At 70.8% G+C, this 25,909-nt stretch carries 20 protein-coding genes and 1 pseudogene; 7 read left to right on the top strand and 14 right to left on the bottom strand.

Annotated features, from left to right (window positions below; all coding sequences use genetic code 11):
- Window positions 1–89: 89 nt before the first annotated feature.
- From AXK60_RS08200 to AXK60_RS08215, 4 genes are all read right to left on the bottom strand, one after another.
- Entirely contained in the window at window positions 90–2,783 is a 2,694-nt protein-coding gene (locus AXK60_RS08200; protein WP_068570570.1) for an MGH1-like glycoside hydrolase domain-containing protein, read from the bottom strand.
- Between the two features lie 95 nt (window positions 2,784–2,878).
- Window positions 2,879–3,625, bottom strand: coding sequence for a pirin family protein (locus AXK60_RS08205; RefSeq protein ID WP_068570571.1), 747 nt, complete (start codon window positions 3,623–3,625; stop codon window positions 2,879–2,881).
- Window positions 3,626–3,652: 27 nt separating this feature from the next.
- Window positions 3,653–4,741: a 2,3-butanediol dehydrogenase gene (locus AXK60_RS08210; protein ID WP_068570572.1), complete on the bottom strand. Its 1,089-nt coding sequence runs from the start codon at window positions 4,739–4,741 to the stop codon at window positions 3,653–3,655.
- Between the two features lie 109 nt (window positions 4,742–4,850).
- Window positions 4,851–5,360: an Lrp/AsnC family transcriptional regulator gene (locus tag AXK60_RS08215; protein WP_068570573.1), complete on the bottom strand. Its 510-nt coding sequence runs from the start codon at window positions 5,358–5,360 to the stop codon at window positions 4,851–4,853.
- A gap of 96 nt (window positions 5,361–5,456) precedes the next feature.
- On the opposite strand from AXK60_RS08215, the gene ald reads away from it, so the two are divergent.
- Window positions 5,457–6,572: an alanine dehydrogenase gene (gene ald, locus AXK60_RS08220; RefSeq protein ID WP_068570653.1), complete on the top strand. Its 1,116-nt coding sequence runs from the start codon at window positions 5,457–5,459 to the stop codon at window positions 6,570–6,572.
- Between the two features lie 3 nt (window positions 6,573–6,575).
- Here the strand turns inward: ald and AXK60_RS08225 are convergent, their stop codons facing one another.
- Entirely contained in the window at window positions 6,576–8,456 is a 1,881-nt protein-coding gene (locus AXK60_RS08225) for a putative nucleotidyltransferase substrate binding domain-containing protein (RefSeq protein ID WP_068570574.1), read from the bottom strand.
- A 143-nt stretch (window positions 8,457–8,599) separates the two neighbouring features.
- Between AXK60_RS08225 and AXK60_RS08230 the strand changes: the two genes are divergently transcribed.
- Entirely contained in the window at window positions 8,600–10,108 is a 1,509-nt protein-coding gene (locus AXK60_RS08230) for an amino acid permease (RefSeq protein ID WP_068570575.1), read from the top strand.
- 87 nt (window positions 10,109–10,195) lie between these two features.
- Window positions 10,196–11,200 carry a glycerophosphodiester phosphodiesterase gene (locus AXK60_RS08235; RefSeq protein ID WP_082777906.1) on the top strand — a complete coding sequence of 335 codons (1,005 nt, stop codon included), beginning with the start codon at window positions 10,196–10,198 and terminating at the stop codon, window positions 11,198–11,200.
- Between the two features lie 60 nt (window positions 11,201–11,260).
- Here the strand turns inward: AXK60_RS08235 and AXK60_RS08240 are convergent, their stop codons facing one another.
- From AXK60_RS08240 to AXK60_RS08250, 3 genes are all read right to left on the bottom strand, one after another.
- The gene (locus tag AXK60_RS08240) at window positions 11,261–11,722 is read right to left on the bottom strand and encodes a hypothetical protein (RefSeq protein ID WP_068570576.1); all 462 of its coding nucleotides are present in this window, start codon (window positions 11,720–11,722) and stop codon (window positions 11,261–11,263) included.
- A 97-nt stretch (window positions 11,723–11,819) separates the two neighbouring features.
- Window positions 11,820–13,151 (bottom strand): M16 family metallopeptidase, encoded by a 1,332-nt coding sequence (locus AXK60_RS08245; RefSeq protein ID WP_068570577.1) that lies wholly within the window; start codon window positions 13,149–13,151, stop codon window positions 11,820–11,822.
- Window positions 13,152–13,154: 3 nt separating this feature from the next.
- Window positions 13,155–15,407, bottom strand: coding sequence for a polyribonucleotide nucleotidyltransferase (locus tag AXK60_RS08250; RefSeq protein ID WP_068570578.1), 2,253 nt, complete (start codon window positions 15,405–15,407; stop codon window positions 13,155–13,157).
- Between the two features lie 326 nt (window positions 15,408–15,733).
- Here AXK60_RS08250 and lysX point away from each other — a divergent pair, with 326 nt between their 5' ends.
- A complete protein-coding gene (gene lysX, locus AXK60_RS08255; protein ID WP_068570579.1) occupies window positions 15,734–19,102 on the top strand; it encodes a bifunctional lysylphosphatidylglycerol synthetase/lysine--tRNA ligase LysX in 3,369 nt (1,122 codons plus the stop codon).
- Between the two features lie 445 nt (window positions 19,103–19,547).
- Here lysX and rpsO read toward each other — a convergent pair whose 3' ends face one another.
- Complete coding sequence (rpsO, locus tag AXK60_RS08260) at window positions 19,548–19,817, bottom strand: 30S ribosomal protein S15 (RefSeq protein ID WP_068570580.1); 270 nt, start codon at window positions 19,815–19,817, stop codon at window positions 19,548–19,550.
- An 88-nt stretch (window positions 19,818–19,905) separates the two neighbouring features.
- Window positions 19,906–20,868 (bottom strand): bifunctional riboflavin kinase/FAD synthetase, encoded by a 963-nt coding sequence (locus tag AXK60_RS08265; protein WP_068570581.1) that lies wholly within the window; start codon window positions 20,866–20,868, stop codon window positions 19,906–19,908.
- Window positions 20,869–20,938: 70 nt separating this feature from the next.
- On the opposite strand from AXK60_RS08265, the gene AXK60_RS08270 reads away from it, so the two are divergent.
- Window positions 20,939–21,601, top strand: a complete 663-nt coding sequence (locus AXK60_RS08270; RefSeq protein ID WP_068570582.1) for a metal-dependent transcriptional regulator — start codon at window positions 20,939–20,941, stop codon at window positions 21,599–21,601.
- Here the strand turns inward: AXK60_RS08270 and AXK60_RS08275 are convergent.
- Window positions 21,591–22,190, bottom strand: coding sequence for a TetR/AcrR family transcriptional regulator (locus AXK60_RS08275; RefSeq protein WP_068570583.1), 600 nt, complete (start codon window positions 22,188–22,190; stop codon window positions 21,591–21,593). The two genes, AXK60_RS08270 and AXK60_RS08275, sit on opposite strands and share 11 nt — an antisense overlap.
- A gap of 80 nt (window positions 22,191–22,270) precedes the next feature.
- On the opposite strand from AXK60_RS08275, the gene AXK60_RS08280 reads away from it, so the two are divergent.
- Window positions 22,271–23,023 (top strand): SDR family NAD(P)-dependent oxidoreductase, encoded by a 753-nt coding sequence (locus tag AXK60_RS08280; RefSeq protein ID WP_068570584.1) that lies wholly within the window; start codon window positions 22,271–22,273, stop codon window positions 23,021–23,023.
- Window positions 23,023–24,216: a Cmx/CmrA family chloramphenicol efflux MFS transporter gene (locus AXK60_RS08285; protein ID WP_068570585.1), complete on the top strand. Its 1,194-nt coding sequence runs from the start codon at window positions 23,023–23,025 to the stop codon at window positions 24,214–24,216. The genes AXK60_RS08280 and AXK60_RS08285 overlap by 1 nt, the downstream gene beginning before the upstream one ends.
- On the opposite strand, the gene AXK60_RS08290 is transcribed toward AXK60_RS08285, so the two are convergent.
- The 3 genes and pseudogenes from AXK60_RS08290 to AXK60_RS28005 all read right to left on the bottom strand — a co-directional run.
- Entirely contained in the window at window positions 24,203–24,874 is a 672-nt protein-coding gene (locus AXK60_RS08290) for a DNA alkylation repair protein (protein WP_068570586.1), read from the bottom strand. The genes AXK60_RS08285 and AXK60_RS08290 overlap by 14 nt on opposite strands.
- Complete coding sequence (locus tag AXK60_RS27575) at window positions 24,871–25,383, bottom strand: ABC transporter substrate-binding protein (protein ID WP_244881062.1); 513 nt, start codon at window positions 25,381–25,383, stop codon at window positions 24,871–24,873. Before AXK60_RS27575 ends, AXK60_RS08290 begins: the two co-directional genes overlap by 4 nt.
- 94 nt (window positions 25,384–25,477) lie before the next feature.
- Window positions 25,478–25,894, bottom strand: a pseudogene (locus AXK60_RS28005) (iron-siderophore ABC transporter substrate-binding protein); the annotation flags it as partial.
- Window positions 25,895–25,909: the final 15 nt, after the last annotated feature.

Below are 25,909 nucleotides of genomic sequence, written 5' to 3' on the forward strand. Positions count from 1 at the left end.
CCTGTCGCCGACCGCCTGGACGGATAGTACTCCCGGAAAGATCACGTACACCGTTTTAAACAGCCATGGTTACAACGGGTGTTGCCGATTTACGCGGGCGGCTCCAGCGGCAGGCGCGGGTTGTGCAAGTGCGCGACGAGGCCGGTCCACCCGGTCTGATGGGTCGCGCCCAGTCCCTCGCCGGTGTCACCGTCGAAGTACTCGTAGAAGGTCGGGTGCTCCGACCACAGCGGGTTGTCGCTGCCCTCGATCCGCGCGGCGTCGGCCGGGCGGCGCGCGCCGGCACCGTCGGGCCGCGAGACCGGGCGGAACAGCCCGACGAGGCCCTCGTCGATGACGTCCGCGGCCTCCTCCAGTGTGCACAGGTTGTCGGAGCCCGTGGGGATGGCGATGGTGAAGTCGTCGCCGAAGTGCCGGCCGTAGGTACGGAGCTTGTCGGCGAGCAGCACGTTCACCGGGAACCACACGGGGCCACGCCAATTGGAGTTGCCGCCGAACATGCCCGTCGTGGACTCGCCGGGCTCGTACTGGATAGAGACGGTGTTGCCCTCGACGTCCTCCGTCACCTGCTGCTCCGCCTTCGACAGCGACCGGATGCCGTAGGGCGCCAGGAACTCCGCGGGGTCGAACATCCGCTCCAGGACGCGGCGCAGCCGCTCGGGACCGACCAGCGAGAGCAGCATGCGGCCCCCTCCGTCGGCGTCGCTGCCGGAGAGCACGGGCTCGACCAGCTCGGGGCGGCGCGAGCGCAGCCAGTTCAGTCGGGCGGTCACATCGGGGCACTTCTCGGCGACCCAGGCGGGCACGTCCGTGGCGCCGAGCAGGGGCAGCAGGCCCACCATCGACCGCACGCGCATCGGCTGGGCGCTGCCGTCGGGCCGCACCAGGACGTCGTAGAAGAAGCCGTCCTCGTCGTCCCACAGTGACAGGCTGTGCGAGCCGAAGTTGTAGGTGGCCTTGGAGATCTGAAGGAAGTGCTCGAGGAACTTGGTCGCGCAGTCCTGCCACACCGGGTCGTGCCGGCTCAACTCGATGGCGATCTTGAACATCTGCTGGCAGTAGAAGGCCATCCAGCTCGTGGCGTCGGACTGCTCGAGCCGGTAGCCGGGCGGCAGCGGCGCCGAGCGGTTGAAGAAGCCGATGTTGTCCATCCCGAGGAATCCGCCCTCGAAGACCCCGGCATCGTCGGAACCCTTGCGGTTGACCCACCACGAGAAGTTGAGCAGCAGCTTGGTGAACACGCGGATCAGGAAGTCCTGGTCGCGCCAGCCGTCCAGCCGGTAGACGTGCCACGCCGCCCACGCGTGCACCGGCGGGTTGACGTCGCCGAACTCCCATTCGTAGGCGGGGAGCTGCCCGTTCGGATGCATCGCCCACTCGCGGCACATGAGCACGAGCTGCTCCTTGGCGAACTCCGGGTCCACCCGGGCCAAGGGGATGCAGTGGAAGGCCAGGTCCCACGCCGCGAACCACGGGTACTCCCACTCGTCGGGCATGGAGATCACGTCGGCCAGGGAGAAGTGCTTCCAGGTGGTGTTCCGGCGGCCCGGATCCGCGCGCTCGCGGGGAGCGGGGTCCACGTCGGGGTCGCCCTCGAGCCAGGACTCCACGTCGTAGCGGTAGAGCTGCTTGTTCCACAGCATCCCCGCGTAGGCGCGCCGCGCCACCGTCCGGTCCGCGTCCGGCACGTCCTCGTGGATGACGGTGCCGTAGAACTCGTCCGCCTCCTCGCGGCGGTCGCGGAACACCGCGTCGAAGCCCGGTCCGAAGGTGTCGAGCGACGGGGCGGGATGCGAGAGCCGCAGCCGGACGGTGACGCTCTCCCCCGCCGGCACCGACGCGAACCGGAACCAGAACGCGGCCTTGGTGCCGCGCCCCTCGGGGTTCACCGCCGATTCGTCGCCGTTCACGACCCGTCGGCCGATCCCGTCCTTCGGGTAGGGCGAGGCGTTCGCGGCGCTGCCGAACAGCGCGACCGCATCGGTCTCGTTGTCGCAGAACAGGACCTCCGGAGATCCCTCCGCGGACAGGTGGTACTCGCCGAGCCACTCGTGACACACCCGCACGGCCTGCAGGCCGCCCGCGCCGAGCTCGGGGCCGTCGAGCCGAGTAATCGCGCCGCGACGACCGTCGTGGCCCCACGTCCACGTGTTCCGGAGCCACACCTGCGGCAGCAGGTCCAGCGGCGCGGGCGAGGGCCCGTTGTTCACCGCCTCGATCTCCACGCAGACATCGTCCGGCGCGGCCTTGGCGTAGCGCACGTGCACGTCGAAGAACCGGTTGTCGGCGAGCACGCCGGTATCGGCGAGCTCGTACTCGCGCCCTGTGCGGTCGCGGGCGGCGTTCGCGTCACGCAGCTGCTGGTAGGGGTACTCCGCCTGCGGGTACCGGTACATCCAGTGCATCCAGCTGTGGGTCGGCGTCCCGTCCACGGGCCACCAGTACTCCTTGACGTCCTCGCCGTGATTGCCCTGCTCGTTGGTCAGACCGAACAGGCGCTCCTTGAGGATCGGGTCGTTGTGGTTCCACAGCGCCACCGAGAGATTGAGGAACCCGTAACGGTCGCAGATGCCCCCGAGTCCGTCCTCGCCCCAGCGGTAGGCCCGACGGTGCGCCTGCTCGAACCCGAAGCTCCCCCAGGCGTCCCCGTTGCCGCTGTAGTCCTCGCGGACCGTGCCCCACTGCCGGCCGGACAGGTACGGGCCCCACAGGCGCCACGCACCGTCGGGGCCGGGGCTCTCGGCGAGGCGGCGGTGTTCGGCGGTCGTCTCGGTGTGCTCCACCCGAGAATCTTCCTACACGCGGCGCGGTCGGGGGGCGGGCACCCGGTTTCGACGGTCCGCGGCATTCCCGCAGCGCAGCAGTGGTACACCCGCGACTACCGGAGCGCGGAGACCGCCTGCGCCCGCATCGCCCAGTAGAGGATCTCCGTGGCGTCCTCCTCGGCGCGCACCTGCAGTTCCCCGGACCCGACGGTGCGCAGCGCGTCGCCCTCGGCGAGCCGGTCACCGTCGACAGCGCTCGGGCCCGCGACGACGATCGCGCCGGTGACGACGAACAGGTGGCCGTAGGGCGCCGCCGGGAGGGTCACGGCTTCGCCCGCGCCGAGGCGCGCGGCGTAGAGGGCCGCGGCGTCGTTGCGGATCGCCACCGCCGGCTCGTCGCCGGGAACGCCGGAGGCCACGAGCACGGCACCGCGGCCGTCGAGGGGCACGTCGGCGGTGCGGTACTCGGGCTCGCCGCCGAGCTCGTCCGGCGGGAGCCACATCTGGATCACCCGCGCGACGGTGCGCGTGGCGCGCGGGTTCTGCTCCCGGTGGTTCACGCCGGTGCCGGCGCTCATGGCCTGCACCTGGCCCGCGCGCACCAGGCCCGTCGACCCCGACGAGTCGTCGTGGTGCACCTCGCCCGCGATCACCCAGGTCACGATCTCGGCGTCGCGGTGGAAGTGCCGGTCGACGCCCGACCCGGGGTCGATGAGGTCGTCGTTGTGCACCAGCAGCTGGCCGTGGGCGTTCTCGCCCAGGTCGAAGTTCCCGGTGAAGGGCATCGACTGCCGCGTGTACAGCCCCTCGCCCTCCCAATGGGTCCGATCCGCGGCCCGGACGATCCTGCTCTCGCTCACGGGATCAGCGTAGGCCGGGGCGCACCGTCAGACTCCTGTGGGCAGGCCCGCTCCGGACGGCGAGACGAGGATCTTCACCGCGGTCTCGTTGTGGTGCAGGAGCGTGTCGTAGCCGACCGAGACGAGCTGGTCCAGGCCGATCCTCCCGGTGATGAACGGCGCCAGGTCGACGGTGCCGCTCTCGACCAGGGCGATCGTCTCGGCGTGGTTGTTGACGTACGCGATGGTGCCGCGCATGTCGATCTCCTTGAGCACCAGCTTCTGCATGTCGACGGTGCCCGGATGCCCCCAGATCGAGACGACGACCAGCACGGCCTGCGGGCGCAGTGCGTCGAACAAAGTGTCCAGCGCGGGCTGCACCGAGGTGCACTCGAAGCCGACGTCGGCGCCGCGACCGCCGGTCAGCCCTCGCACGGAGGCGACGACGTCGACGCGCGTCGGGTCGAAGACGTGGTCCGCCACGCCGGTCTCGGCGGCCCGCTCGCGACGCAGGGAACTGGGCTCGCTGATCGCGACCGTGAGGCCGCGGGCCTTGCACACGGCGGCGGTGAGGAGGCCGATGGGACCCGCGCCGGTGATGAGCGCGAAGGCCCCCGCGCCGGCACCGGAGCGCTGCAGCGCGTGGTAGCCGACGGCGAGCGGCTCGATGAGCGCCGCCTGGTCGAGCGGAACGTCGTTGGAGATCCGGTGCACCCAGCGCCGCTGCACCACGATCTTCTCCGAGAGCCCTCCACCGCGGCCGCCGAGGCCGATGAAGTTCATGTTCGGCGAGAGGTGGTAGTCGCGGCTCTCCGGGCCGGTGTCGACGCCGTCGGCGATGATGTACGGCTCGACCACGACGTGATCGCCCACGGCCAGGTCGTCGACGCCCGCACCCACAGCGGCGACGACGCCGGACATCTCGTGGCCGATGGTCAGCGGCGCCGCCTCGCCGCTCACCGGGTTCGGATGGCCGTGCGGCGGCACGAAGATCGGCCCGTCGACGTACTCGTGCAGGTCCGTCCCGCAGATGCCGCACCAGGCGACGTCGATCGCGACGGTGCCGGGCGCGAGTTCGGGTTCGGGCACGTCCTCGATCCGAACGTCGTTGCGGTCGTAGTAGCGCGCTGCACGCATGGGGACACCTCCGGGTCGGGACCTGTGATCCGTCCCACAGTCGCCCGCACGGGTTCGCCCCGTCGATCGTTGCAGCGGGTTGCACCGCTCCGACGATGCAGGACCCCGGCTAGAGCGGAGCCGAGCCGCGGACGTGCTCGAACACGAGCGAGGTGTTGGTGCCCGCGACCTCCTCGCGGGCGCTGAGATACTCGACGAGGTGCCGCAGGTCCTCGGTGTCGATCGCCGCGATGTGCAGCAGGTAGTCATCCCCACCGGCCAGGAAGTACGCGTCGATCACGGGTGGCAGGTCGATCACCGACTCCACGAACTGGCGGATCCGGTGCCGCGCGGTGGACCGCAGCGTGACCGCGATCATCGCGCGCAGGGGCCGGCCGACCGCTGCGGGATCCACGTCGGCGAAGAACCCGCGGATCACGCCGGCGTCCGTCAGGCGCCGCACGCGGGTGTGCACTGTCGACGGGGCGAGCCCCACCTCCTCCGCCAACGCGGCGTTCGAGACGCGGCCGTCGCGCTGCAGCACCAGGAGGATGCGCCGGTCGGCGTCGTCGAGCAACGGGCGATGATCATTCGTCGGCGCGGGTCGATACGCCGACTTCGCAGAACCTCCGGCAGTCATATCGGGATTCTACAGAATCTTCTTCCGAGTGCTTGATCGAATATCGACGTTTCTTCACACTATGTGACACAAGCCACCGCCGAACAGGAGCACACGATGCGCGTCGGAATCCCCACCGAGATCAAGAACAACGAGTACCGCGTCGCGATGACGCCCGGCGGCGTCGCCGAGCTCACCCGCCGTGGCCACGACGTCCTCATCGAGGACGGTGCCGGTGTCGGTTCCGCGATCAGCAACGACGACTTCGTCGCCGCCGGCGCCCGCATCGTCCCCACCGCCGACGAGGTGTGGGCCGAGGCCGACCTGCTGCTCAAGGTGAAGGAGCCGATCGAGGCCGAGTACGGCCGCATGCGCGCCGACCAGACGATCTTCACCTACCTCCACCTCGCCGCCTCGCGGCCGTGCACCGACGCCCTGCTCGCGTCGAAGACCACGTCGATCGCCTACGAGACGGTCCAGCTCGAGGACGGCTCGCTCCCCCTTCTCGCCCCGATGTCCGAGGTCGCGGGCCGCCTCGCCCCGCAGGTCGGCAGCTACCACCTCATGCGTTCCAAGGGCGGCCGCGGCGTGCTCATGGGCGGCGTCCCCGGAACCGCGCCCGCGAAGGTGACGGTGATCGGCGGCGGCGTGTCCGGCATCAACGCCGCGCAGATCGCCGCGGGCATGGGCGCGGACGTCACGGTCTTCGACCTCGACGTGCGCAAGATGCGCGCCGTGAACGCGCAGTTCGGCGGCCGCGTGCACACCAGCTACTCGACCTCCCTCGCCCTCGAGGAGGCGATCGTCGAGTCCGACCTGGTGATCGGCGCCGTCCTCATCCCCGGCGCCGCCGCGCCGAAGCTCGTCTCGACCGAGCTCGTGCACCGCATGCGCCCCGGCGCCGTGCTGGTCGACATCGCCATCGACCAGGGCGGCTGCTTCGCCGACTCGCGCCCCACCACGCACGACGATCCGACCTTCACCGTGGGCGAGACCGTCTTCTACTGCGTCGCGAACATGCCCGGCGCCGTGCCGCGCACGTCGACCTTCGCGCTCACCGGTGCGACACTGCCGTACGTCCTGCGCATCGCCGACCAGGGCTGGCAGGGTGCCTGCGCCGCCGACCCCGCGCTCGCCGCCGGCCTGTCCACCCACGACGGCGTGCTGCTCAACGCCAGCGTCGGTGCCGCCCTGGACATCCCGTCGAAGACGCCGGAGTCCGTCCTGGTCTGATCGTCACCACTCGCCCGCGTCGAGGTACTGGGCGAGGTTGGCCATGCGCCGCTGCACCGCGGCCACCTCGCGCACGCACTGCTCGAGGAGGCCGCGGTCCAGCGACGACAGCCTCCGGATCGACACGACATCGCTCGGGGGGCGGTCCGCCGCCATCTGCCCGACCTGGTGCTCCATCCGGATCCGCTCCAGGACGGAGAAGGCCTCCCGCAGCACCTCGGCCGAATCGTCCGGCAGGACCGGCGAATCCGCGCCGGCGGCGAGCCGGTTGCGGGTCTGCAGCTTCGTCGACCCCCGGCTCAGCGCCGCCCACCGGGCGATGTTGACGACCGGGACCAGCGCGTGCGCCTTGATGTCGAAGGTGCCGCCCCGCAGGGAGATCACATCACGCACCGAGCGCAGTCGCGCCTTCGCCGTGAGCGCCTCCCGCAGCATCAGGATGAAGGCCCGAGGATGCTCCGAAAGATGCTGGTACACACCGGCCACCGGCTGCAGCGTCAGGTCGCCCCAGACGGGTCGGCCGTCGACCAGCAGCGACGCCATCATCATGGCGTTGTTCGACAGCGGGGCGTCGATCCACTCGCTCGCGGCGTACAGCCACTCGGACTCCGTCCGGCAGAACCGCGGCTTGGCGGCCGTCGCACCATTGGTGTCCGACGGTATGCCGCACTCCTCCAGGCGCGCATGGACCGCGGCCGCGAGGGCGAGCGCGGCGGACCGTCGGACCTCGATCTCCTCCGCCGAGGCGCCGGGCACGTCCTTGAGGATGATCGCACTGTCGACGTCCGAGCTGGGCACCACCTCGCGGCGCGACACACTCCCCAGCGACAGCCACGTGAAATCCCCCTCCTTCAGCTCGGGATGGACGGGCAGCTCGAGTTCGATGCAGCGGCGCACCATGCCCTCGATCGCGACGGCGGCGACGCCCGAGATGTGCCGCACCGGCGCCTGCTGCCCCCACAGCACGGGGAAGATCGAGCGGATCGTCGCGCCGATCTCCGGCAGCTCGGACGCCGCCGCACGCTCGATCCGGCGCTGCAGCGCGAAGGTGGACGTGGTGGGCACGGTGAGGAAATCGACGTCCTGTACCACGCCCATGACGGCGGCCTGCTCGTCGAGCACGGCCATGTAGTGCATCTTGCGGTCGAGCATCTCGATGAGCACGTCGGACGACAACGCGGCCTCGGGCACGGCCGCCAGCGGAGCGGTCATCACCGCGGAGACGGGATCGGTCACCGGCCGCCCCATCGAGATCACCCGGGCCCGCAGATCGTGGTCGGTGAGGATGCCCAGCGGCTCGCGCGCGGCGTTCTCCACCACGATGTAGCCGGACCTCGCCTCCGTCATCGTGGTGGCGGCCTCCTGGATCGTGACCGTGGGCGGACACGTGATCGGCGCGCGGCGCACGATCTGCCCCGCGGTGCGCTCGCGGACCTCGTCGGCCGCGAGCGGCGTGACCGGTCGCGCCAGTTCCGTCGCGAGGAAGGCGGCGCCCGCGGGGGTCGAGAACATGTCGGCCACGGCCCACGCCGGAAGGCGCAGCAGCGTCACGTCGGTCAGCGCCACCGCGCGGGGACCGCCCTTCGCGCCGACCAGGATCACCACGTACCCGAACACGCCTCCGGGACCGACCACCTCGTCGACGTCGCCGGGTTCGGTGGCCGCCTTGGCCGGGAAGTTCCACACACCGACCCGGCCGGCCAGGACGACGAAGGCGTGCTCGGGAGACGCGGACAGACCGTCGAGGATCGTGGTGCCCTCGCCGAACTCCCGAACCGACGATTCCGCAGCCAGACGGGCGCGGACATCGTCGGGCAGGCCGTCGAAGGGCGGGTGGCCGGACAGGAAGGTGAACAGCTCCCCCAGGTCCGAGAAGTCGGTCATGGACCTATGTTTACACGCCCGCACCGATCGACATCCGCAAGTCATCTCTCAGTAACGCGTCCACGGAAGCGTTGCGAGGTCTACATTCCCATCCAGCGCACAACCCACACGCGCCCCAGCACGTTGAGGAGAACGATTCACCCATGACTCAACCCGCCAGTAAGTTCGCGGCCGAGCAGGAGGGCTACAAGCAGACCCTCGGCAGGCGACACGTGCAGATGATCGCCATCGGTGGCGCCATCGGCACGGGCCTGTTCCTCGGCTCGGCCAGCCGGCTGCACAGCACCGGCCCCGCCCTGCTGTTCAGCTACGCCTTCGTCGGCGTCATCGCCTTCTTCCTCATGCGCGCCCTGGGCGAACTGGTGCTCTATCGCCAGAGCTCGGGCGCCTTCGTCTCCTACGCCCGCGAGTTCTTCGGCGAGGCCGCCGCATTCGCCGCCGGATGGCTGTACTGGGTGTTCTGGGCGCTCACCGGCGTCGCCGAGCTCTCGGCCGTCGCGCTGTACGTGCGCAAGTGGTGGGACCTGCCGCAGGGCGTGTCCGTGATCATCGCGCTCGCCGTGGTCCTGGTGATCAACCTGCTCTCGGCGCGCGCCTTCGGCGAGTTCGAGTTCTGGGCCTCGGTGCTCAAGGTCGGCGCCATCGTGATCTTCCTCGTCGTCGGCGTCGTCATGGTGGTCGGCCAGATCAAGATCGGCGACGAGGGCCACCGCGCGGGCATCTCCAACCTGTGGAAGAACCCCGGTGGATTCTGGCCGACCGACGGCACCTTCGGTTGGCTCGGACCGATCGTCGTGATGTCCGGCGTCGTCTTCGCGTACGCCGCCATCGAAATGGTCGGCATCGCCGCCGGCGAGATGCAGAACCCGCAGCGCGAGGTCCCCAAGGCGGTCAACTCCGTCATCCTGCGTATCGGCGTGTTCTACTGCGGCTCGATCTTCCTGCTCGTGTGCATGCTCCCGACCTCCGAGTTCGATGCCGCCGGCCACACCTCGCCGTTCGTGACCGTCTTCGAGAAGATGGGCATCGGCTGGATGGCCACCCTGATCAACGCGGTCCTCATCGTGGCCGCCATGAGCTCGCTCAACGCAGGCCTCTACACCACCGGCCGCATGCTGCGCAGTCTCTCCGCCAGCCGCGAGGCGCCGAAGATGTTCATGCAGATGAGCAAGTCCGGCGTGCCCGCCAACGGCATCCTCGTGACGTCGATCTTCTACGTCTTCGGCGCCGTCCTCAACGTGCTCGTGCCCGGCAAGGCCTTCGACATCGCCCTGGAGGCCTCCGCCATCGCCGTGGTGGGCGTGTGGTCGCTGATCTTCCTGTGCCACATCCGCTACCGGCGCCTCTCCGACGCGGGCATCGTCACCAAGAGCCCCTTCCGCGCCCCGCTCGCCCCGTTCATGAGCTACGTCGGCCTCGCCTTCCTGCTGCTCGTCCTGGTCGGCATGGCGTACTCGGGCTGGAAGGGCGCGCCCGAGTTCTGGGACAAGACCAACTTCATCGTGGTCGTCGTCGGCATCCCGGTCTTCGTCGTCGTCCTCGTGGTCGGCTGGTTCGCGGTCAAGCCCGCGGTCATCGAGCACACGGGTGGCGACCTCGCCGCGGCGTGGTCGCTCGACGACGCGCCCAACGTGGACATCGACAAGAAGTAACCGCCCGAAACCCGCAGACGCCCGCCGGTCCCCCGGCGGGCGTCTCGCATTCACCGGGGGTTCACGGGCCGCCGTTAGGGTGCCGCCATGACCATCGGCTCCCGTCTCCTCCCCCGGCTCTGCGCGCTCGCGGCGGCCACCGTCGTCGCCCTCGGCGGGGGCGTACTGACCGCGCCCGCCCAGGCGGCACCGTCGAACTCCTTCGACCTGCAGGCGCACCGCGGCGGCCGTGGCGAGCACACCGAGGAGTCGCTGTACGGCTTCGCCCGCGCGCTGGAACTCGGCGTCACCACTCTCGAACTCGACATCGTGCTCACGAAGGATCAGGTGCCGCTGATCTGGCACGACCCGACGATCCAGGCAGACAAGTGCGCCGACACCGCACCGGCGACGCCCGGCGACACGCAGTTCCCGTACGTGGGCAAGACGATCCACGACCTGAGCTACGCGCAGGTACAGACGCTCGTGTGCGCGAAGAAGCTGGCGGGCTTCCCCGACGCGAAGGTCGTCGACGGCAACCGGATCGCGACGCTGCCTCAGCTCTTCGACCTGGCCGCGCAGTACAAGGGCAACGCCGTGCGATTCAACATCGAGACCAAGATCGAGGCCGAGGCGCGGTCGAAATCCGCCGAGCCCGCCGCGTTCGTCACGCAGATCCTCGGCGCCGCGCGCCGCGCCGGCGTGCTCGACCGCATCGAGATCCAGAGCTTCGACTGGCGCTCCCTGCCGCTGGTCCGGGCACAGGCACCGTCGGTCCCGCTGGTAGCGCTCTACGACGCCACGACGTGGAAGCCCCGCTCGGCCTGGCTGGGCCCGGTCACCTTCGAGCAGTTCGACGGTGACGTGGTCCGGGCCGCGAAGTCGGCCGGGTTCGACGTCCTCTCGCCCGATGCCGACCTGTCCGATGCGAAGACGGTGACCGCCGCCCACGCCGCGGGCCTGAAGGTGATCCCCTGGACGGTCAACGAGCCGGCCGCGATGCGGACGCAGCTCGCGCTCGGCGTGGACGGCATCATCACCGACTACCCGACGCGCCTGCGGGGCGTCCTGGCCGCGGAGGGCGAGCCACTGCCCCGCGCGTACGCGCGGTAGTCACGACGACGAACGGCGGCCCACCGGTGATCCGGTGGGCCGCCGTTCGCGTGGGATCCGTCAGGCGACGTACGTCGCGACCGCGGTGCCGACGATGCCGGTGATCGCGACGTTGACGCTGCCCTTGCCGGGCTTGACGATGAAGGTGCCGTCGTACTCCGAGCGGGCGGTGCCGGTGGCGCCGGTGGTGGCGTTCTCCCACACGAGGAGGCGGTCCGACAGGTCGATGCCCTTGATCGACTCGCACCGCTCCTTGGGCAGCGGCGACGGCGGGATGCCGATCACCCCGAGCTCGTGGCGCGCGATGACGCAGTTGGTGCGGATCACCAGGTTGCCGGCGTCGTCGTAGTCGCCGACCCACGTGACCGTGGCGTTCGGGGCGTCGGTCCGGATGGACGTGCCACCGGTGACGGTGCCGCGGAAGACGACGGAACCGGAGGCGTTGGCCGCCGCCGGGACGAAGGTGATCGCGGCGCCGGCAACGGCGGCAGCGGCGATCGCGCGACGGGCGAACGAGTTCATGGGCAGTCCTCTGGTCGTGACGAGTCGATTTTGACTTCGCAAAGTCTATAACGATGTCAAAACGAGGCAAAACCGCGTCCGCGTCCGCGCGTCCGGCTCAGCCCAGCCAGGTCCGCACCGAGGCCGGGACGCCGCGCTTGCCGCGGTGCGGGCCGAGGACCGCGCCGCCGAAGGGCTGCGAGAGCAGGTCCCGCGCGACCCGGTTCACGTCCGCCGCCGAGACCCTGTCGATCGCCGCGAGCGTGCGCGTGATCGTCCGCTGGTTCTGGTAGTTGACCTCGCTCCGCCCGATCCGGTGCATGCGCGACTGCGCGTCCTCGAGCCCGAGCACCAGCCCACCCCGGAGGGAGCCCTTCGCCCGCGCCAGCTCCTCGACGGTGAGGCCGTCGTCGCGGACGTCCTCGAGCACCTTCCGCGCGACGGTCGCCACCTCGCCCAGCCGCTCCGGCGAGCACCCGGCGTAGACGGAGAACAGCCCCGTATCGGCGTAGGTGTCCACCGCCGAGTACACGGTGTACGCCAGGCCGCGCTGCTCCCGGATCTCCTGGAACAGGCGCGAACTCAGGCCGCCACCGATCGCGGTGTTGAGCACCGACAGCGCCCAGCGGTCCGGGTGGAACCGCCCGTAGGCCCGGGTGCCCGCGACGAGGTGCGACTGCTCGCCATCGCGGTTCACGACCTCGAGCGACGGTGCACCCGGCGTGCGCCGGATCCCCGTCCGGATCGGAGCCGACTCGGCGGCACCGTCGAGCCTGCCGGCGAAAGCCCTGCGCGCCAGCTTGACCACCTGCGCGTGCGTGACGTTCCCGGCGACCGCGAGCACCATCCGCTCCGGCGTGTACCGCCGGCGATGGAAGCCCCGCAGGCGCGCCGCCGTCATCGCGGAGACGGACTCCTCCGTGCCGAGCACGGGCCGCGCCAGCGGATGATCACCGAGCAGGGCCGTGGTGGCCGCCTCGTTGACCAGGTCCTCCGGATCGTCGTCGCGCATGGCGAGCTCCTCGAGCACCACCTCGCGCTCGACGTCCACGTCCGCGGGACGGCACAGGCCGCCCAGGACCACGTCCGTCACCACGTCGACGGCGAGCTCGAGGTCGACGTCGAGGACGTGCGCGTAGTAGCACGTGTGTTCCTTCGAGGTGAACGCGTTGATCTCACCGCCCACGGCGTCCACCTCGGCGGCCAGGGAGGCCGCGTCGCGGTGGGGCGTCGCCTTGAACAACAGGTGCTCGAGGAAGTGCGCGGACCCCGCCGAGGCGGGGTGCTCGTCGCGCGAGCCGACGGCGACCCAGAGGCCCACCGCCGCGGAACGGGAACCGGGCACCGTCTCCGTGACGACCCGCAGGCCGCCGGGGAGCACGCTACGACGAACGGGGGCACCCGATCCGGATGCCCCCGTCCGCGCAGCCCGGGATGTCAGGCTGCTCAGTTCCTACTCCTCGCCAGCGGGAGCGGCGGCGGAAGTCGCCTCCTCCGCCTTGTCTTCCACCACGGGGATCAGGCTGATCTTGCCGCGCTCGTCGATGTCGGCGATCTCCACCTGCAGCTTGCTGCCGACGTTGACCACGTCCTCGACCTTGTTCACGCGCTTGCCGTTGCCCAGCTTGCTGATGTGGACCAGGCCGTCGCGGCCGGGCACCAGCGAGACGAAGGCGCCGAACGCCGTGGTCTTGACCACGGTGCCCAGGAAGCGCTCGCCCACCTTGGGCAGCTGCGGGTTCGCGATCGCGTTGATGCGATCGATCGCCGCCTGCGCCGACGGGCCGTCGGCGGCACCGACGAACACCGTGCCGTCATCCTCGATCGAGATGTTGGCGCCGGTCTCCTCGGTGATGGAGTTGATCGTCTTGCCCTTGGGTCCGATGACCTCGCCGATCTTGTCCACGGGCACCTTGATGGTGGTGATCCGCGGGGCGTACGGGCTCATCTCGTCGGGAGCGTCGATCGCCTCGGCCATGACCTCGAGGATCGTGGTGCGGGCGTCCTTCGCCTGGCCCAGCGCGCCGGCCAGGACCTGCGACGGGATGCCGTCGAGCTTGGTGTCCAGCTGCAGGGCGGTGACGAAGTCGGACGTACCGGCGACCTTGAAGTCCATGTCGCCGAAGGCGTCCTCGGCACCGAGGATGTCGGTCAGGGCCACGTAGCGGGCCTGGCCGTCGACCTCGTCGGACACGAGGCCCATGGCAATACCCGCGACGGGCGCCTTGAGCGGCACGCCGGCGTTGAGCAGCGACATCGTCGAGGCGCAGACCGAGCCCATCGACGTGGAGCCGTTCGAGCTCAGCGCCTCCGAGACCTGTCGGATGGCGTAGGGGAACTCCTCCACCGAGGGCAGCACCGGGACGAGGGCGCGCTCGGCGAGCGCGCCGTGGCCGATCTCGCGGCGCTTCGGCGAACCGACGCGGCCGGTCTCACCGGTCGAGTACGGCGGGAAGTTGTAGTGGTGCATGTAGCGCTTCGACTTCTCGGGACCGAGCGAGTCGATCTGCTGCGCCATCTTGACCATGTCCAGCGTGGTGACGCCGAGGATCTGGGTCTCGCCGCGCTCGAACAGTGCGCTGCCGTGGGCGCGCGGGATCACGGCGATCTCGGCGCTGAGCGAGCGGATGTCGGTGATGCCACGGCCGTCGATGCGGAAGTGGTCGGTGAGGATGCGCTGACGCACGAGCTTCTTGGTCAGCGAGCGGAAGGCCGCGCCGATCTCGCCCTCGCGGCCCTCGAACTGCGGGCCCACGGCCTCGAGCACCTGCGCCTTGACGGCGTCGGTGGCATTGTCGCGCTCCTGCTTGCCGGCGATCGACAGCGCCTCGTTGAGGCCCGCGGCGCCCGCGGCCTCGACGGCGGCGAAGACGTCGTCCTGGTAGGGCAGGAACAGCGGGAACTCGCCGGTCGGCTTGGCGGCGCCGGCGGCCAGCTGCTTCTGCGCCTCGCAGAGCACGGCGATGAAGGGCTTGGCGGCCTCGAGGCCCTCGGCCACGACGGTCTCGGTGGGCGCGGTGGCGCCGCCGGCGATGAGCTCGATGACGTTCTCGGTGGCCTCGGCCTCGACCATCATGATCGCGACATCGGCGTCCTTGCCGGAGCCCGAGACGATGCGGCCCGCGACGACCATGTCGAAGACGGCGCGCTCGAGCTGCTCGACGGTCGGGAAGGCGACCCACTGGCCGTCGATCAGCGCGACGCGCACGCCGCCGACCGGGCCGGAGAAGGGCAGGCCCGCGATCTGCGTCGACGCCGAGGCGGCGTTGATCGCCACCACGTCGTACAGGTCGTTCGGGTCGAGCGACATGACCGTCACGACGACCTGGATCTCGTTGCGGAGACCGTCGACGAAGGACGGGCGCAGCGGCCGGTCGATGAGGCGGCAGGTGAGGATCGCGTCGGTCGACGGGCGACCCTCGCGACGGAAGAACGAGCCGGGGATGCGGCCCGCGGCGTACATGCGCTCCTCGACGTCCACGGTCAGCGGGAAGAAGTCGAAGTGCTCCTTCGGATGCTTGCTGTGCGACGTGGCGGAGAGCAGCATCGTCTCGTCGTCGAGGTAGGCGGCGACGGAGCCCGCGGCCTGCTGCGCGAAGCGGCCGGTCTCGAACCGGATGGTGCGCGTACCGAAGGAACCGTTGTCGATGACGGCGACGGCTTCGGTGATGTCGTCGTCGAACTCGACCTGGTTGTTATCAGTCATGAAGTGTGAAGTGACCTTCTCTGTCGTGCGGCTCGTCCTCGCCGGGCGGCGCGCATGCTGCGCGTGGCCCCGTCGTTCGACGTTGGCGGCGGGCGCTCTGGCGCGGTCATCGATCGAAGCCGCCGGACTCGCGCCTGCGTCATGCAGGCCGTTCCGGCGACCACTACCGAGGACCACCCCGCGGGGAGTGACACCGAGAAGGCGCACCGCAGATGTCGGCGACCGGATCTTCCGGCGCCGACGTCGGACGGACCGCCATCAAGGCTATCATCGGGAGTCTTTTCCAGGTGATTCGCACACGCCGTACACGAGCGGAGAGGAACGGGATGTCACAGACCGCTCGGGAGCGGACGCAGGAGTACACCGCCGTGTGGATCGCGCGGATGATGCTGGTGGCCGCGTTCGTGTCGCTGCTCATGGCCGTGATCCGCGGCGATCGCGTGCTGCCGCTGGTCTCCGACGCGCTCGGCATCCTCGGCATCCCCTCGCATCCCAGCCTGCTACTGGTCGCGGCCCTGACGGTGCTCAGCGGCGCCCTGCGCCGCCGGCTGCGCGCCGCCCACACCGTAGCGGTGATCGTGATGTCGCTGCAGGTGCTGGTGAACGCCGCCACGCTGGTGATCATCGCGACCGACCAACTCGATCCCGACGAGGCGCGGCACCTCCCGTCGTTCCTCGAGGCGTACGTCTCGATCCGCTACTCGTTGCCCGGCGCGGCACTGGCGACCGCCATCAGCCTCGTGGTGCTCGGGCTCGTCGTGATCGCCCGTCCGCGGTTCCCGGCACGACTCGCCCACGGCTCGCGACGGGCGGCGATCGGTGTCCTCGTCGGCGGTTTCCTCGCCGTGTACGTGATCGTGGTGGGCCTCGCGTCGACCTTCCCGGGGCGGGGCGCCTCGCGGCTGAACGGCACCGTCGAGATCCTGCTGTGGTCGCTGCGCTCGACCTTCGGCGTCGCGGTTCCGCGCCAGATCGACGTGGCGCTCGGCGGCCATTCCGGCCCGCTGTGGATCTACTCGCTCGCAGGCGTAATGTCGGCGTCGGTGCTGATCCTCGCCCTCATGGCGTTCTGGCGGGCGGGCCGTGGTGACGAGCTGATGACCGAACCGGAGGAGCTCGAGGTCCGGCGCCTGCTGCTCGAGTACGGCGAGGACGACTCGCTCGGCTACTTCGCCACCCGCCGCGACAAGGCGGTGATCTCCGCGCCCGACCGCAAGGCGGTGGTGACCTGCCGCGCCGTCGGCCCGGTGTCGATGGCCAGCGCCGATCCCATCGGTCACCGCGATTCCTGGCCCGCGGCCGTCGGCGCGTGGATCGAGGACTGCCGCCGGCACAGCCTCTACCCCGCCGTGCTGGCAGCGAGCGCCGACGGTGCGCAGGTCTACGAGGCGGCGGGCCTGCGCACGCTGACGATCGGCGACGAGGCGATCATCCACGTCGACCGGTTCACCCTCAAGGGCCGCGACATGCGCGCGGTCCGACAGGCGGTCACCCGGGTGAGCGCCGCCGGCTACACCCTGCGCGTGCGGCGCCACGGCGATCTCAGCGCCGACGAGCTGAAGCAGGTCGAGGAGCTCGCCGAGACGTGGCGCGGGGAGGAGACCGAACGCGGCTTCTCCATGGCGCTCAACCGCGTCGGCGATCCCGTGGACGGCCGCTGTGTGCTCGTCTCGGCGCACGACGCGGAGGGCGCGGTGCGGGGACTGCTCAGCTTCGTGCCGTGGGGCACCCGCGGCCTCTCGCTCGACCTCATGCGCCGCGACCGCGACGCCGAGAACGGCCTCAACGAGTTCATGGTCGCCAAGCTCATCGAGCAGTGCGGCGAGGTCGGCATCCGGCGGATCTCGTTGAACTTCGCGGTCTTCCGTTCGGTCTTCTCCGAGGCCGACCGCGTGGGCGCCGGCCCGATCACCCGGCTCGTCGACTCCGTGCTCAGCTTCGCGTCGAAGTTCTACCAGCTCGAGACGCTGTACCGGTCCAACGACAAGTACCGCCCCGAGTGGGTGCCCCGGATCCTCTGCTACGACCCCGTGCTCACCGCGGTGCGGGCCGGCATCGCGGTCGGTACCGCCGAGGGCTTCCTGCCGCAGATCGGGCCGAAGTTCCTGGCGGGACCGTCGATCCCCGAACAGACGCCCCGCGACCCCGAGTTCGTCGACCGCCTCCTGGCCGACGAGGAACGGCTGCTGCGCCGTGAGGCTCCGCCCGTGCGCCTGTCGGAGCAACAGCGCGTCCGCCGCCGCAAGCTCGAGGCCCTCGAGGCCGCAGGCATGCCCGGCTACCCCCCGTCGGTGCCGCGCACCTCCTCCCTGGCCTCCGCCCGGGAGCAGTGCTCCGTCCTCCCGCCCGACGGTGCCTCGGGCACCGTCGTCTCCGTGACCGGCCGGGTGCGCGCGATGCGCGACTACGGCGGCGTCACGTTCGTCGAACTCCACGAGGACGGGACCACCCTGCAGGTGGTCGCGGAGCGCTCGCGCACGCCCGACGACGCCCGGGCCCTGTGGCGCACCTCGATCGACATGGGCGATCTGGTGTCGGTCACGGGCGAGCCGATCCGGTCGCGCACGGGCGAGCCCTCGGTGCTCCTCGCGTCCTGGGCGATGGCCGGCAAGTGCCTGTCCCCCGTGCCGAAACCCGGGGTGCGCCTCGGCGACGAGACGCGGGCCCGCAATCGCGTCCTGGAGCTCATCACCGACGACGGTGCCGTCGACCTGCTGTACCGCCGCTCCCGGGCGGTCGCGGCGATGCGCGAGGCGTTCGTGGGCCGCGGATACACCGAGGTCGAGACACCGATGCTGCAGTCGGTGCACGGCGGTGCCGCGGCGCGGCCCTTCACGACGCACATCAACGCCTACGACATGGGCCTCTACCTGCGCATCGCGCCCGAGCTGTACCTCAAGCGGCTGGCCGTGGGCGGCATGGGACGCGTCTTCGAAATCAACCGGAACTTCCGCAACGAGGGCGCCGATGCCACGCACAACCCCGAGTTCACCGCGCTCGAGGCGTACGAGGCCTACGGCGACTACAGCACCATGCGAACCCTCACGCGCGAGGTGATCCTCGCCGCCGCGGTCGCCGTGAACGGCCGGCCGGTGGCCGTGCGGCCCGACGGTGCCGGCGGCACTCGGGAGGTCGACCTCACGGCCGAGTGGCCGATGGTCACCGTGCATTCCGCGGTGTCCCGCGCGGCGGGGACGACGCTGACCTCGGCGTCGACGCTCGAGGAGGTCGCGGCCGTGTGCGAACGCCGGCACGTCGCGATCCCGCGCGGCGCGACGGCCGGCAAGCTGGTGATGGAGCTGTACGAGGCGCTGGTCGAGAAGCAGACCGAGTTCCCCACGTTCTACTGCGATTTCCCGGTCGAGGTCTCGCCGCTGGCGCGCCGACATCGGTCGGATCCGCGGCTGACGGAGCAGTGGGACCTGGTCGGCTTCGGCGCCGAACTGGGGACCGCGTACACCGAGCTGACCGACCCGATCGATCAGCGCGAGCGGCTCACGAAGCAGTCGATGGCCGCGGCCGCGGGCGATCCGGAGGCGATGGAGCTCGACGAGTCCTTCCTCGACGCGCTGTCCTACGCCATGCCGCCCACCGGCGGCCTGGGCATCGGCGTGGACCGGATCATCATGCTGCTCGCCGGCGTGAACATCCGCGCCACCCTCGCCTTCCCCTTCGTGAAGCCCCAGGACCGCTGACGCCTCTCGGAGAGTGGTGTCGGTCGCGCAGGCCATGCGCGGCACGCATTGCTGAATACCTGCAGGTCAAATGGGAAATTTTCCCGACGGGGCTATACGCGCGCCGCATACCCCCGGCCTCGGCAGGGCGACGGTGTCCTGCGCCCGCGCCCACAGTGATCTGTGAATCCACGGCTGACCGCGTCTGACGTGATGGCTGGACCGCGGTCCGCTGGATGAGGGACGGCTCGCCCCGTCTACCGAACCGCCAGGGTATCCGCGCGCCGCATAACCCGCGCCGCATCGTCGCAGGTCAGAGCGGTATGCGCCGCGCGCATCGCTCGCGGAAGCGACACACCCCGCACCCGGGTCCGCACCCCCACCGGACGGGCGGCGCACCGTCGAACCCGACAAACGCGAGCGGCCCGCCCCCGGAAATCCGGAAGCGGGCCGCTGGCGAAAGCTCTTAGCGACGCAGGCCGAGGCGCTCGATGAGCGTGCGGTAGCGGTTGATGTCGACCGAGGCGACGTACTTCAGCAGACGGCGACGACGGCCGACCAGCAGCAGCAGGCCGCGGCGGCTGTGGTGATCGTGCTTGTGCTGCTTGAGGTGCTCGGTGAGGTCGGTGATGCGCTTGGTGAGCATCGCGACCTGCGCCTCGGGCGAACCGGTGTCGGTCTCGTGGAGGCCGTACTCGGCGAGGATGGACTTCTTCTGCTCGGTGGTGAGCGACATGGATGAGCTCCTTCTCAGTATCGCGTCGTCATGGATCCGTGCCGCCACCGCGAACCGCAGCAGGCACGAGAGGCCACGCTACCAGGAGTCAGGCGATTCCCAGAATCGCGCGGGTCTTGTCCACGTCGCCGCCCATCGCCTTGAGCAGGTCCTCGATCGAGTCGAACCGCTCCATCCCGCGCACCCGGTCCACGAAGTCCACGGCCACGTGTTGGCCGTACAGATCGGCGGACGTGTCGAGCACGAAGGCCTCGACGGTGCGCGTGCGCCCCGAGAAGGTCGGGTTGCTGCCGACCGAGACCGCGGCCGGATACCGCTCCCCCGGCGTCACCTGCCCGACGACCGGACCGGGCCCCAGGACGGTGAACCACGCGGCGTACACGCCGTCGGCGGGGATCGCGGCGAACATCGGCGGCGCGACGTTCGCCGTCGGGAAGCCCAGTTCGCGACCGCGACCGTCGCCGCGGACGACGACGCCCTCGACCCGGTGGGGCCGGCCGAGCGCCTCGGCGGCGGCGGCCACATCGCCCGCGTCGACGCACGAGCGGATGTACGTCGAGGAGTAGGTGACCGAGTGCTCCGTGAGCAGCGGGACCGCGTCGACGGAGAAGCCGAACTTCTGGCCGAGCTGGCCGAGCATCTCGACGTTGCCGAGCGCGCGGTAGCCGAAGGTGAAGTTGTCGCCGACGACGACGGCCGCGGCGTGCAGCCGCTCGACCAGAATCGAGTGGACGAAGTCCTCGGCCGGCTGCGCCATGACGGTCGCGGTGAAGGGCATCACGCAGAAGACGTCGATGCCCAGTTCCTCGGCCAGCTCGGCGCGCCGGGTCAGCGTCGTGAGCTGCGGAGGATGCGAACCGGGGCGCACCACCTCGGCGGGATGCGGATCGAACGTCATCAGGACCGCCGGGAGCCCACGTTCATGGGCCTCCGCGGTCGCGCGTGCGATCAATTGGGCGTGTCCACGGTGTACACCGTCGAACACGCCGATCGTCACCACACAGCGTCCCCAGTCCGCGGGAACGTCATCGAGCCCTCGCCAGCGAAGCACGCACTCACCCTATCGGACGGCCTATGGTGGGTGCGTGAGTAAGCCTCCCCTGCCCGATTCGCCGCGCCCCGTGAGCGAGCTGTCCGCGGTCACGCAGGACTACCTCAAGCAGATCTGGACCGCGCAGGAGTGGTCCGACGTGAAGGTCACCACGAAGTCGCTCGCCGATGCGCTCGGCGTCTCCGCGTCCACCGCCTCCGAGGCCATCCGCAAGCTGGCCGACCAGGGGCTGGTCGACCACGAGAAGTACGGTGCGGTCACGCTCACCGACGACGGCCGCTCCGCCGCCACCGCGATGGTGCGCCGCCACCGGCTCCTCGAGACGTTCCTCGTCTCCGAGCTCGGCTACGGCTGGGACGAGGTGCACGACGAGGCGGAGGTCCTCGAGCACGCGGTCTCCGAGCGCTTCCTGGCGCGCCTCGACGAGCGGCTCGGCTTCCCCTCTCGCGACCCGCACGGCGACCCGATCCCGCAGCCCGACGGCACCGTGCCCACCCCCGACGCGTGCCTGCTGTCCGAACTCGAGGCCGGGCAGTCCGGCACCGTCGCCCGGATCTCCGATTCCGACCCCGAGATGCTGCGCTACTTCCAGGAGGTCGGCATCGCGCCCGACGCCCGGATCGAGGTCGTGGAGCTGCGCAAGTTCCTCGGGACCGTCGCCGTCACGGTGGACGACGGTGCCCCCCTCGACCTGGGCGACATCGCCGCGCAGGCGATCTGGGTCAGGAGCTGACGGGCCAGGCGCCCGCGGCGACCGCGGCCACGGCCTCCAACTCCTGTACCGGCACGCCCTCGCGGGCGGCCTCGGCGAGCCCGTTCAGGGTCGCGAAGGTGAAGCGCGCCAACGCGAGCGGATCGACGGTGCCGGGCAACACCCCGGACTCCACGTCGCGGCCGATGCGGTCGGCCAGGCGCGCGACGTTCGCGGAGCGCATCGCGATCATGTAGCCGATGACCTCGGCGTCCGTGGTGCCGGCGTCGCCGCTCACCACCAGGCAGCCGCGCGGCAGTCCCGCGCGGGTGTACCGCGCGGGCCCCTCCGCGAGCAGCCGCAGCGCGATCGTGCGCGCCGTGGACTCCTCCGCGAACGCGTCGTCGATGAATCCGCCGTAGGTGCGGTCGTACTCGCCGACGGCCTCCTCGAAGAGCCGCCGCTTGTCGCCGAACGCGCGGTACAGACTGGGCGCCTCGATGCCGAGCCGGTCTGTGAGATCACGGATCGAGGTCGCCTCGAATCCCTTCTCCCAGAACAGGCGCGCGGCGGCGTCCAGCGCCGCGTCGCGGTCGAAGGAGCGCGGCCTGCCGCGGGTACCGATCGCCATGACCTCATTGTATAGCGATCACTACGGATCAGTGTTACCGTTTTTCTGTAGCGATCACTACGTAATTCAGGAGGAACACGGTGCACGACGATCTGGCAGGCAAGTACGCACTGGTCACGGGAGCGAGCCGCGGCATCGGCAGGGCGATCGCCGACGGCCTCGCGGACCGCGGGGCGACGGTGGCGATCCACGGCGCGGACCGCGACGCCGCGGAGCGGACGGTCCGCGCCATCGAGGAGCGCGACGGACGGGCGTTCCCCCTTGCCGCCGACCTCGCGGCCGAGGACGCGCCCGCGCGCTTGTGGGAGGAGTACGACCGGAACGCGCCGCACGCCGACATCATCGTCAACAACGCCGGAATCCTGGGCGGCCGAACGCCGTTCACCGAGGTCGACGCCGCGACCTTCGACCGCGTGCTCGCGGTCAACACCCGCGCACCGTTCTTCGTGCTGCAGCACGGGCTCCCGCGGCTGACCGACGGCGGCCGGGTGGTGAACATCTCGACCCGGTTCACCCACGGCTCCTACAACCCCGCGCTGCTCCCCTACTCGATGTCCAAGGCCGCGATCGACGCGCTCACCTTCGCCCTGGCCAAGGAGCTCGCGCCCCGCGCCATCACCGTCAACGCGGTCGGGCCGGGCGGCACGGCGACGGACATGAACGCGGCCCGGCTGGCCACCGAGGAGGGGCGCGCCGCGATGGCCGCGGACTCGCCGCTCGGGCGGATCGGGCAGCCCGCGGACGTGGCGGGCGTGGTCGGCTTCCTCGTCTCCGACGCGGCCGGCCGGGTGACGGGCCAGTGGATCGACGCGAGCGGCGGGTCGCTGCTGTGATGCCGCTCGCCGTGTTCGTCCTCGGCTTCGGGATCTTCGCGCAGGGCACCTCGGAGCTCATGCTCGCGGGGCTGATTCCGGAGGTGTCGGCGGACCTGCACGTCTCCGTGCCGCAGGCCGGCCTGCTCATCTCCGGCTTCGCGCTGGGGATGATGGTCGGTGCACCCGTGCTGGCGCTCGCGACACTGCGCTGGCCGAAACGCCGTGCGCTGCTGGTCTTCACCGGAGTGTTCGCCGTCACGCATCTCGTGGCCGCGACCACCGACTCGTTCGCGGTCCTCCTCGCGACCCGGTTCGTCGGGGCCTTCGTCTACGCCGGCTTCTGGTCGGTGGCCGCGACGACGGCGATCGCGCTCGTCCCGGAGGACCGCCGCGGCCGGGCGATGAGTGTCGTCGCCGGTGGCCTGACCCTCGCGACGGTCATCGGTCTCCCTCTCGGGACCCTGCTCGGCCAGCACGCGGGCTGGCGCGCGACCTTCGTCGCGGTGGCGATCGCGACGGTGGTGGCTGGCGCCGCGATCGCGACGACGGTGCCCGCACACGTCACGACGGGGGCCGTCACCCGTCCGCGCGAGGAGGTGCGCGCGCTGCGGACCGGCCGGTTGTGGGTGTCGTACGCGATCACGGCGTTCTCCATCGCCGCGCTGCTCATCTCGTTCGGCTACCTCGGCGCGATGCTCCTGGAGACCTCGCACGCCGCCCCGTCGACGGTGCCGATCGTGCTCGCCCTCTACGGCGCGGGCGCGGTGGCGGGGATCGCCGTCGGCGGCCGTCTCGCCGACACGAGACCCGCATCGGTGCTGGTGGGCGGTACCGCGACCCTGGCCGTGGCATCGACCGCGCTCGCGGTGGCGCTACCGCATCCCAGCGCCGCCGGCGCCGCCGCGGCACTCCTCGGCGCGGCCGGCTTCGTCACGAACCCGGCACTGAACTCGCGGGTCTTCATGCTCGCCCCCGGCGCACCGACGCTCGCCCCCGCGTTCACCGTGGCGGCGTTCAACGCGGGGATCGCCATCGGCCCCTGGCTCGGTGGGACGCTCCTCGACCTCGGCGCCTCCTACCGTGCGCTCCCCCTCGCCGGGGCCGCGCTGGCCGTCGTCGCCATTGCGCTCGCGGTGCGGGACAGCGCTGCCGCCCGCGCCGCGCGTCGCACCGCTGCGGATCACCCGGAGGACTGCCTCACAGGTGCTTGAGGGCCTCGCGCCGCGAGAGCCCGCTGAGCCGGTCCTCGTGCGCCGTGACATAGGCGCGCACCCAGTCCGGATCGGTCTTCGCGTGCTCCCGGAGGGCCCAGCCGATCGCCTTGCGCAGGAAGAACTCCGACGATGCCAGGGCCGGCTCGATCACGTCCGTCAGGAGGTCCGTGTCGAGCCGGTCCTTCCGGCCGAGCTGGGAGATGATCGCCAGGCGGCGGAGCCAGAGGTCCTCGCCCCGGCTCCACGCCCGCACCACCGCCGCGGTGTCCTCGGGGTGCGCATCGTGGAGATCGGCGATGTGGCGGGCGGTCTCGTCGACGTGGTCCCACCAGGCGCCGGTCACGGCGATGTGCTCGTGCAGGGGTAGGAGAGCCGGATCGCCCTTGCCGAGCCGGTAGCGCAGCAGGTTCTGCGCGGCGTAGCGCTCCTCGCGGTACGCCGCGTGGTCCCACAGCTCCAGCACCGCCGCCCGCAGCTCGTCGAGGTCAGCGGGCGGGTGCTCGCGCCGGACGGCTGCGGTGATCGTGCGCACGGCCGGTGAGGGCACGCCGAGGAAGGGCATCGCGGATTTCATGTACGCCTGCATCTTCGGCGCCCGCTCGGGGTCCGCCGCGGCCCGCAACTCGGCACGGATCGCCGCGGCGAGATCCGTCATCGCTTCATCACGGGCGCGATGCTACTCGCGAGTGCGTCCACCACCGTCGGGATGCTCAGCACGGTTCCCCAGGTCCACGCCCCGGACACCAGTGGATCGTCGACGAAGACCGAGCGGCCCGCCTGCACCGCGGGCACCGTCCGGTAGATCGGCAGGGCCTCGATCTCGGCCCGCCGCGAGGGCTTGCTCCCCACGTTCCACACCAGCGCGTCCTGGTCGAGTTCGGCCATCCGCTCGTCCGCGAGGTCCACGCCGTCGTTGCCGCTGCCCGCGCTGCCCTCGACCTCCGGCACCGTGAAGCCGAGCGCGGCGAGCAGGCGCGACCGCGGGTCGCCGGGCGAGCGCACGAAGCTCGATCCCTGCTTGAACCGCTCCACCACGAGGGCCGTGCGCCCGGCGAACTCCGGATGCGCGGCGCGGGCCTGCGCGATCTTCTCGTTCACCGCGGCGATCGCCCGGTCGGCGACGTCGCGCCGCCCCAGCGCGTCGCCGGTGAGCCGGGTCGCCACGTCCCAGGGCGCCGTGAACTCCTTGTGCCCGGCGGGGCGGTCCCACCGTCGGCGCGATCCGCGAGAGTTGCTCGTACTGGTCCGGGCTCATCTTCGTGTACAACCCGAGGATCAGGTCGGGCTTCAACGCCGCGATCTCCTCGTACTTGTAATCGGGTGTGCCGGTGAACTTCCCCTTGTTCAGCACGGCGGGCTTCTGATCGCCCAGCGCCTTCTGCGCCCACGGCCACGTCGCGTACTCGTAGTCCCCGTACCAGTCCGTGACACCGACGAGCCGCCCGCCGAGCGCGAGTACGGGGTCCTGGTCGCTGAAGCCGACGGTGACGATCCGCCGCGGGTCGTCGGGGACGGCCGTGCTCCCCCGCACGTGTTCGACGGTGCGCCGCCCCGACTCGGTGGCGCCGCCGTCGGTCCCGCACGCAGCGGCGAGCACTGCGGCGCCGAGCAGGCCGGACCCGCGGAACAGGTCGCGACGGGTGGTACGGCGGACCGTCGGAAGGACGATGGACATGCGACAGCTCCTAAG

Source organism: Tsukamurella pseudospumae (genome assembly GCF_001575195.1).
Taxonomy (GTDB): Bacteria; Actinomycetota; Actinomycetes; order Mycobacteriales; family Mycobacteriaceae; genus Tsukamurella; species Tsukamurella pseudospumae.

Bases quoted from the DNA above. Each gene is read 5' to 3' on its own strand.
- rpsO (WP_068570580.1), bottom strand. From the start codon at position 19,817: ATGTCGCTCACCACCGAGCAGAAGAAGTCCATCCTCGCCGAGTACGGC.
- AXK60_RS08235 (WP_082777906.1), top strand. From the start codon at position 10,196: ATGACCATCGGCTCCCGTCTCCTCCCCCGGCTCTGCGCGCTCGCGGCG.
- AXK60_RS08290 (WP_068570586.1), bottom strand. From the start codon at position 24,874: ATGACGGATCTCGCCGCGGCGATCCGTGCCGAGTTGCGGGCCGCGGCG.
- AXK60_RS08275 (WP_068570583.1), bottom strand. From the start codon at position 22,190: ATGGCGATCGGTACCCGCGGCAGGCCGCGCTCCTTCGACCGCGACGCG.
- AXK60_RS08230 (WP_068570575.1), top strand. From the start codon at position 8,600: ATGACTCAACCCGCCAGTAAGTTCGCGGCCGAGCAGGAGGGCTACAAG.
- AXK60_RS08215 (WP_068570573.1), bottom strand. From the start codon at position 5,360: ATGACTGCCGGAGGTTCTGCGAAGTCGGCGTATCGACCCGCGCCGACG.
- AXK60_RS08240 (WP_068570576.1), bottom strand. From the start codon at position 11,722: ATGAACTCGTTCGCCCGTCGCGCGATCGCCGCTGCCGCCGTTGCCGGC.
- AXK60_RS08250 (WP_068570578.1), bottom strand. From the start codon at position 15,407: ATGACTGATAACAACCAGGTCGAGTTCGACGACGACATCACCGAAGCC.
- AXK60_RS08285 (WP_068570585.1), top strand. From the start codon at position 23,023: ATGCCGCTCGCCGTGTTCGTCCTCGGCTTCGGGATCTTCGCGCAGGGC.
- AXK60_RS08210 (WP_068570572.1), bottom strand. From the start codon at position 4,741: ATGCGTGCAGCGCGCTACTACGACCGCAACGACGTTCGGATCGAGGAC.
- lysX (WP_068570579.1), top strand. From the start codon at position 15,734: ATGTCACAGACCGCTCGGGAGCGGACGCAGGAGTACACCGCCGTGTGG.
- AXK60_RS08225 (WP_068570574.1), bottom strand. From the start codon at position 8,456: ATGACCGACTTCTCGGACCTGGGGGAGCTGTTCACCTTCCTGTCCGGC.
- ald (WP_068570653.1), top strand. From the start codon at position 5,457: ATGCGCGTCGGAATCCCCACCGAGATCAAGAACAACGAGTACCGCGTC.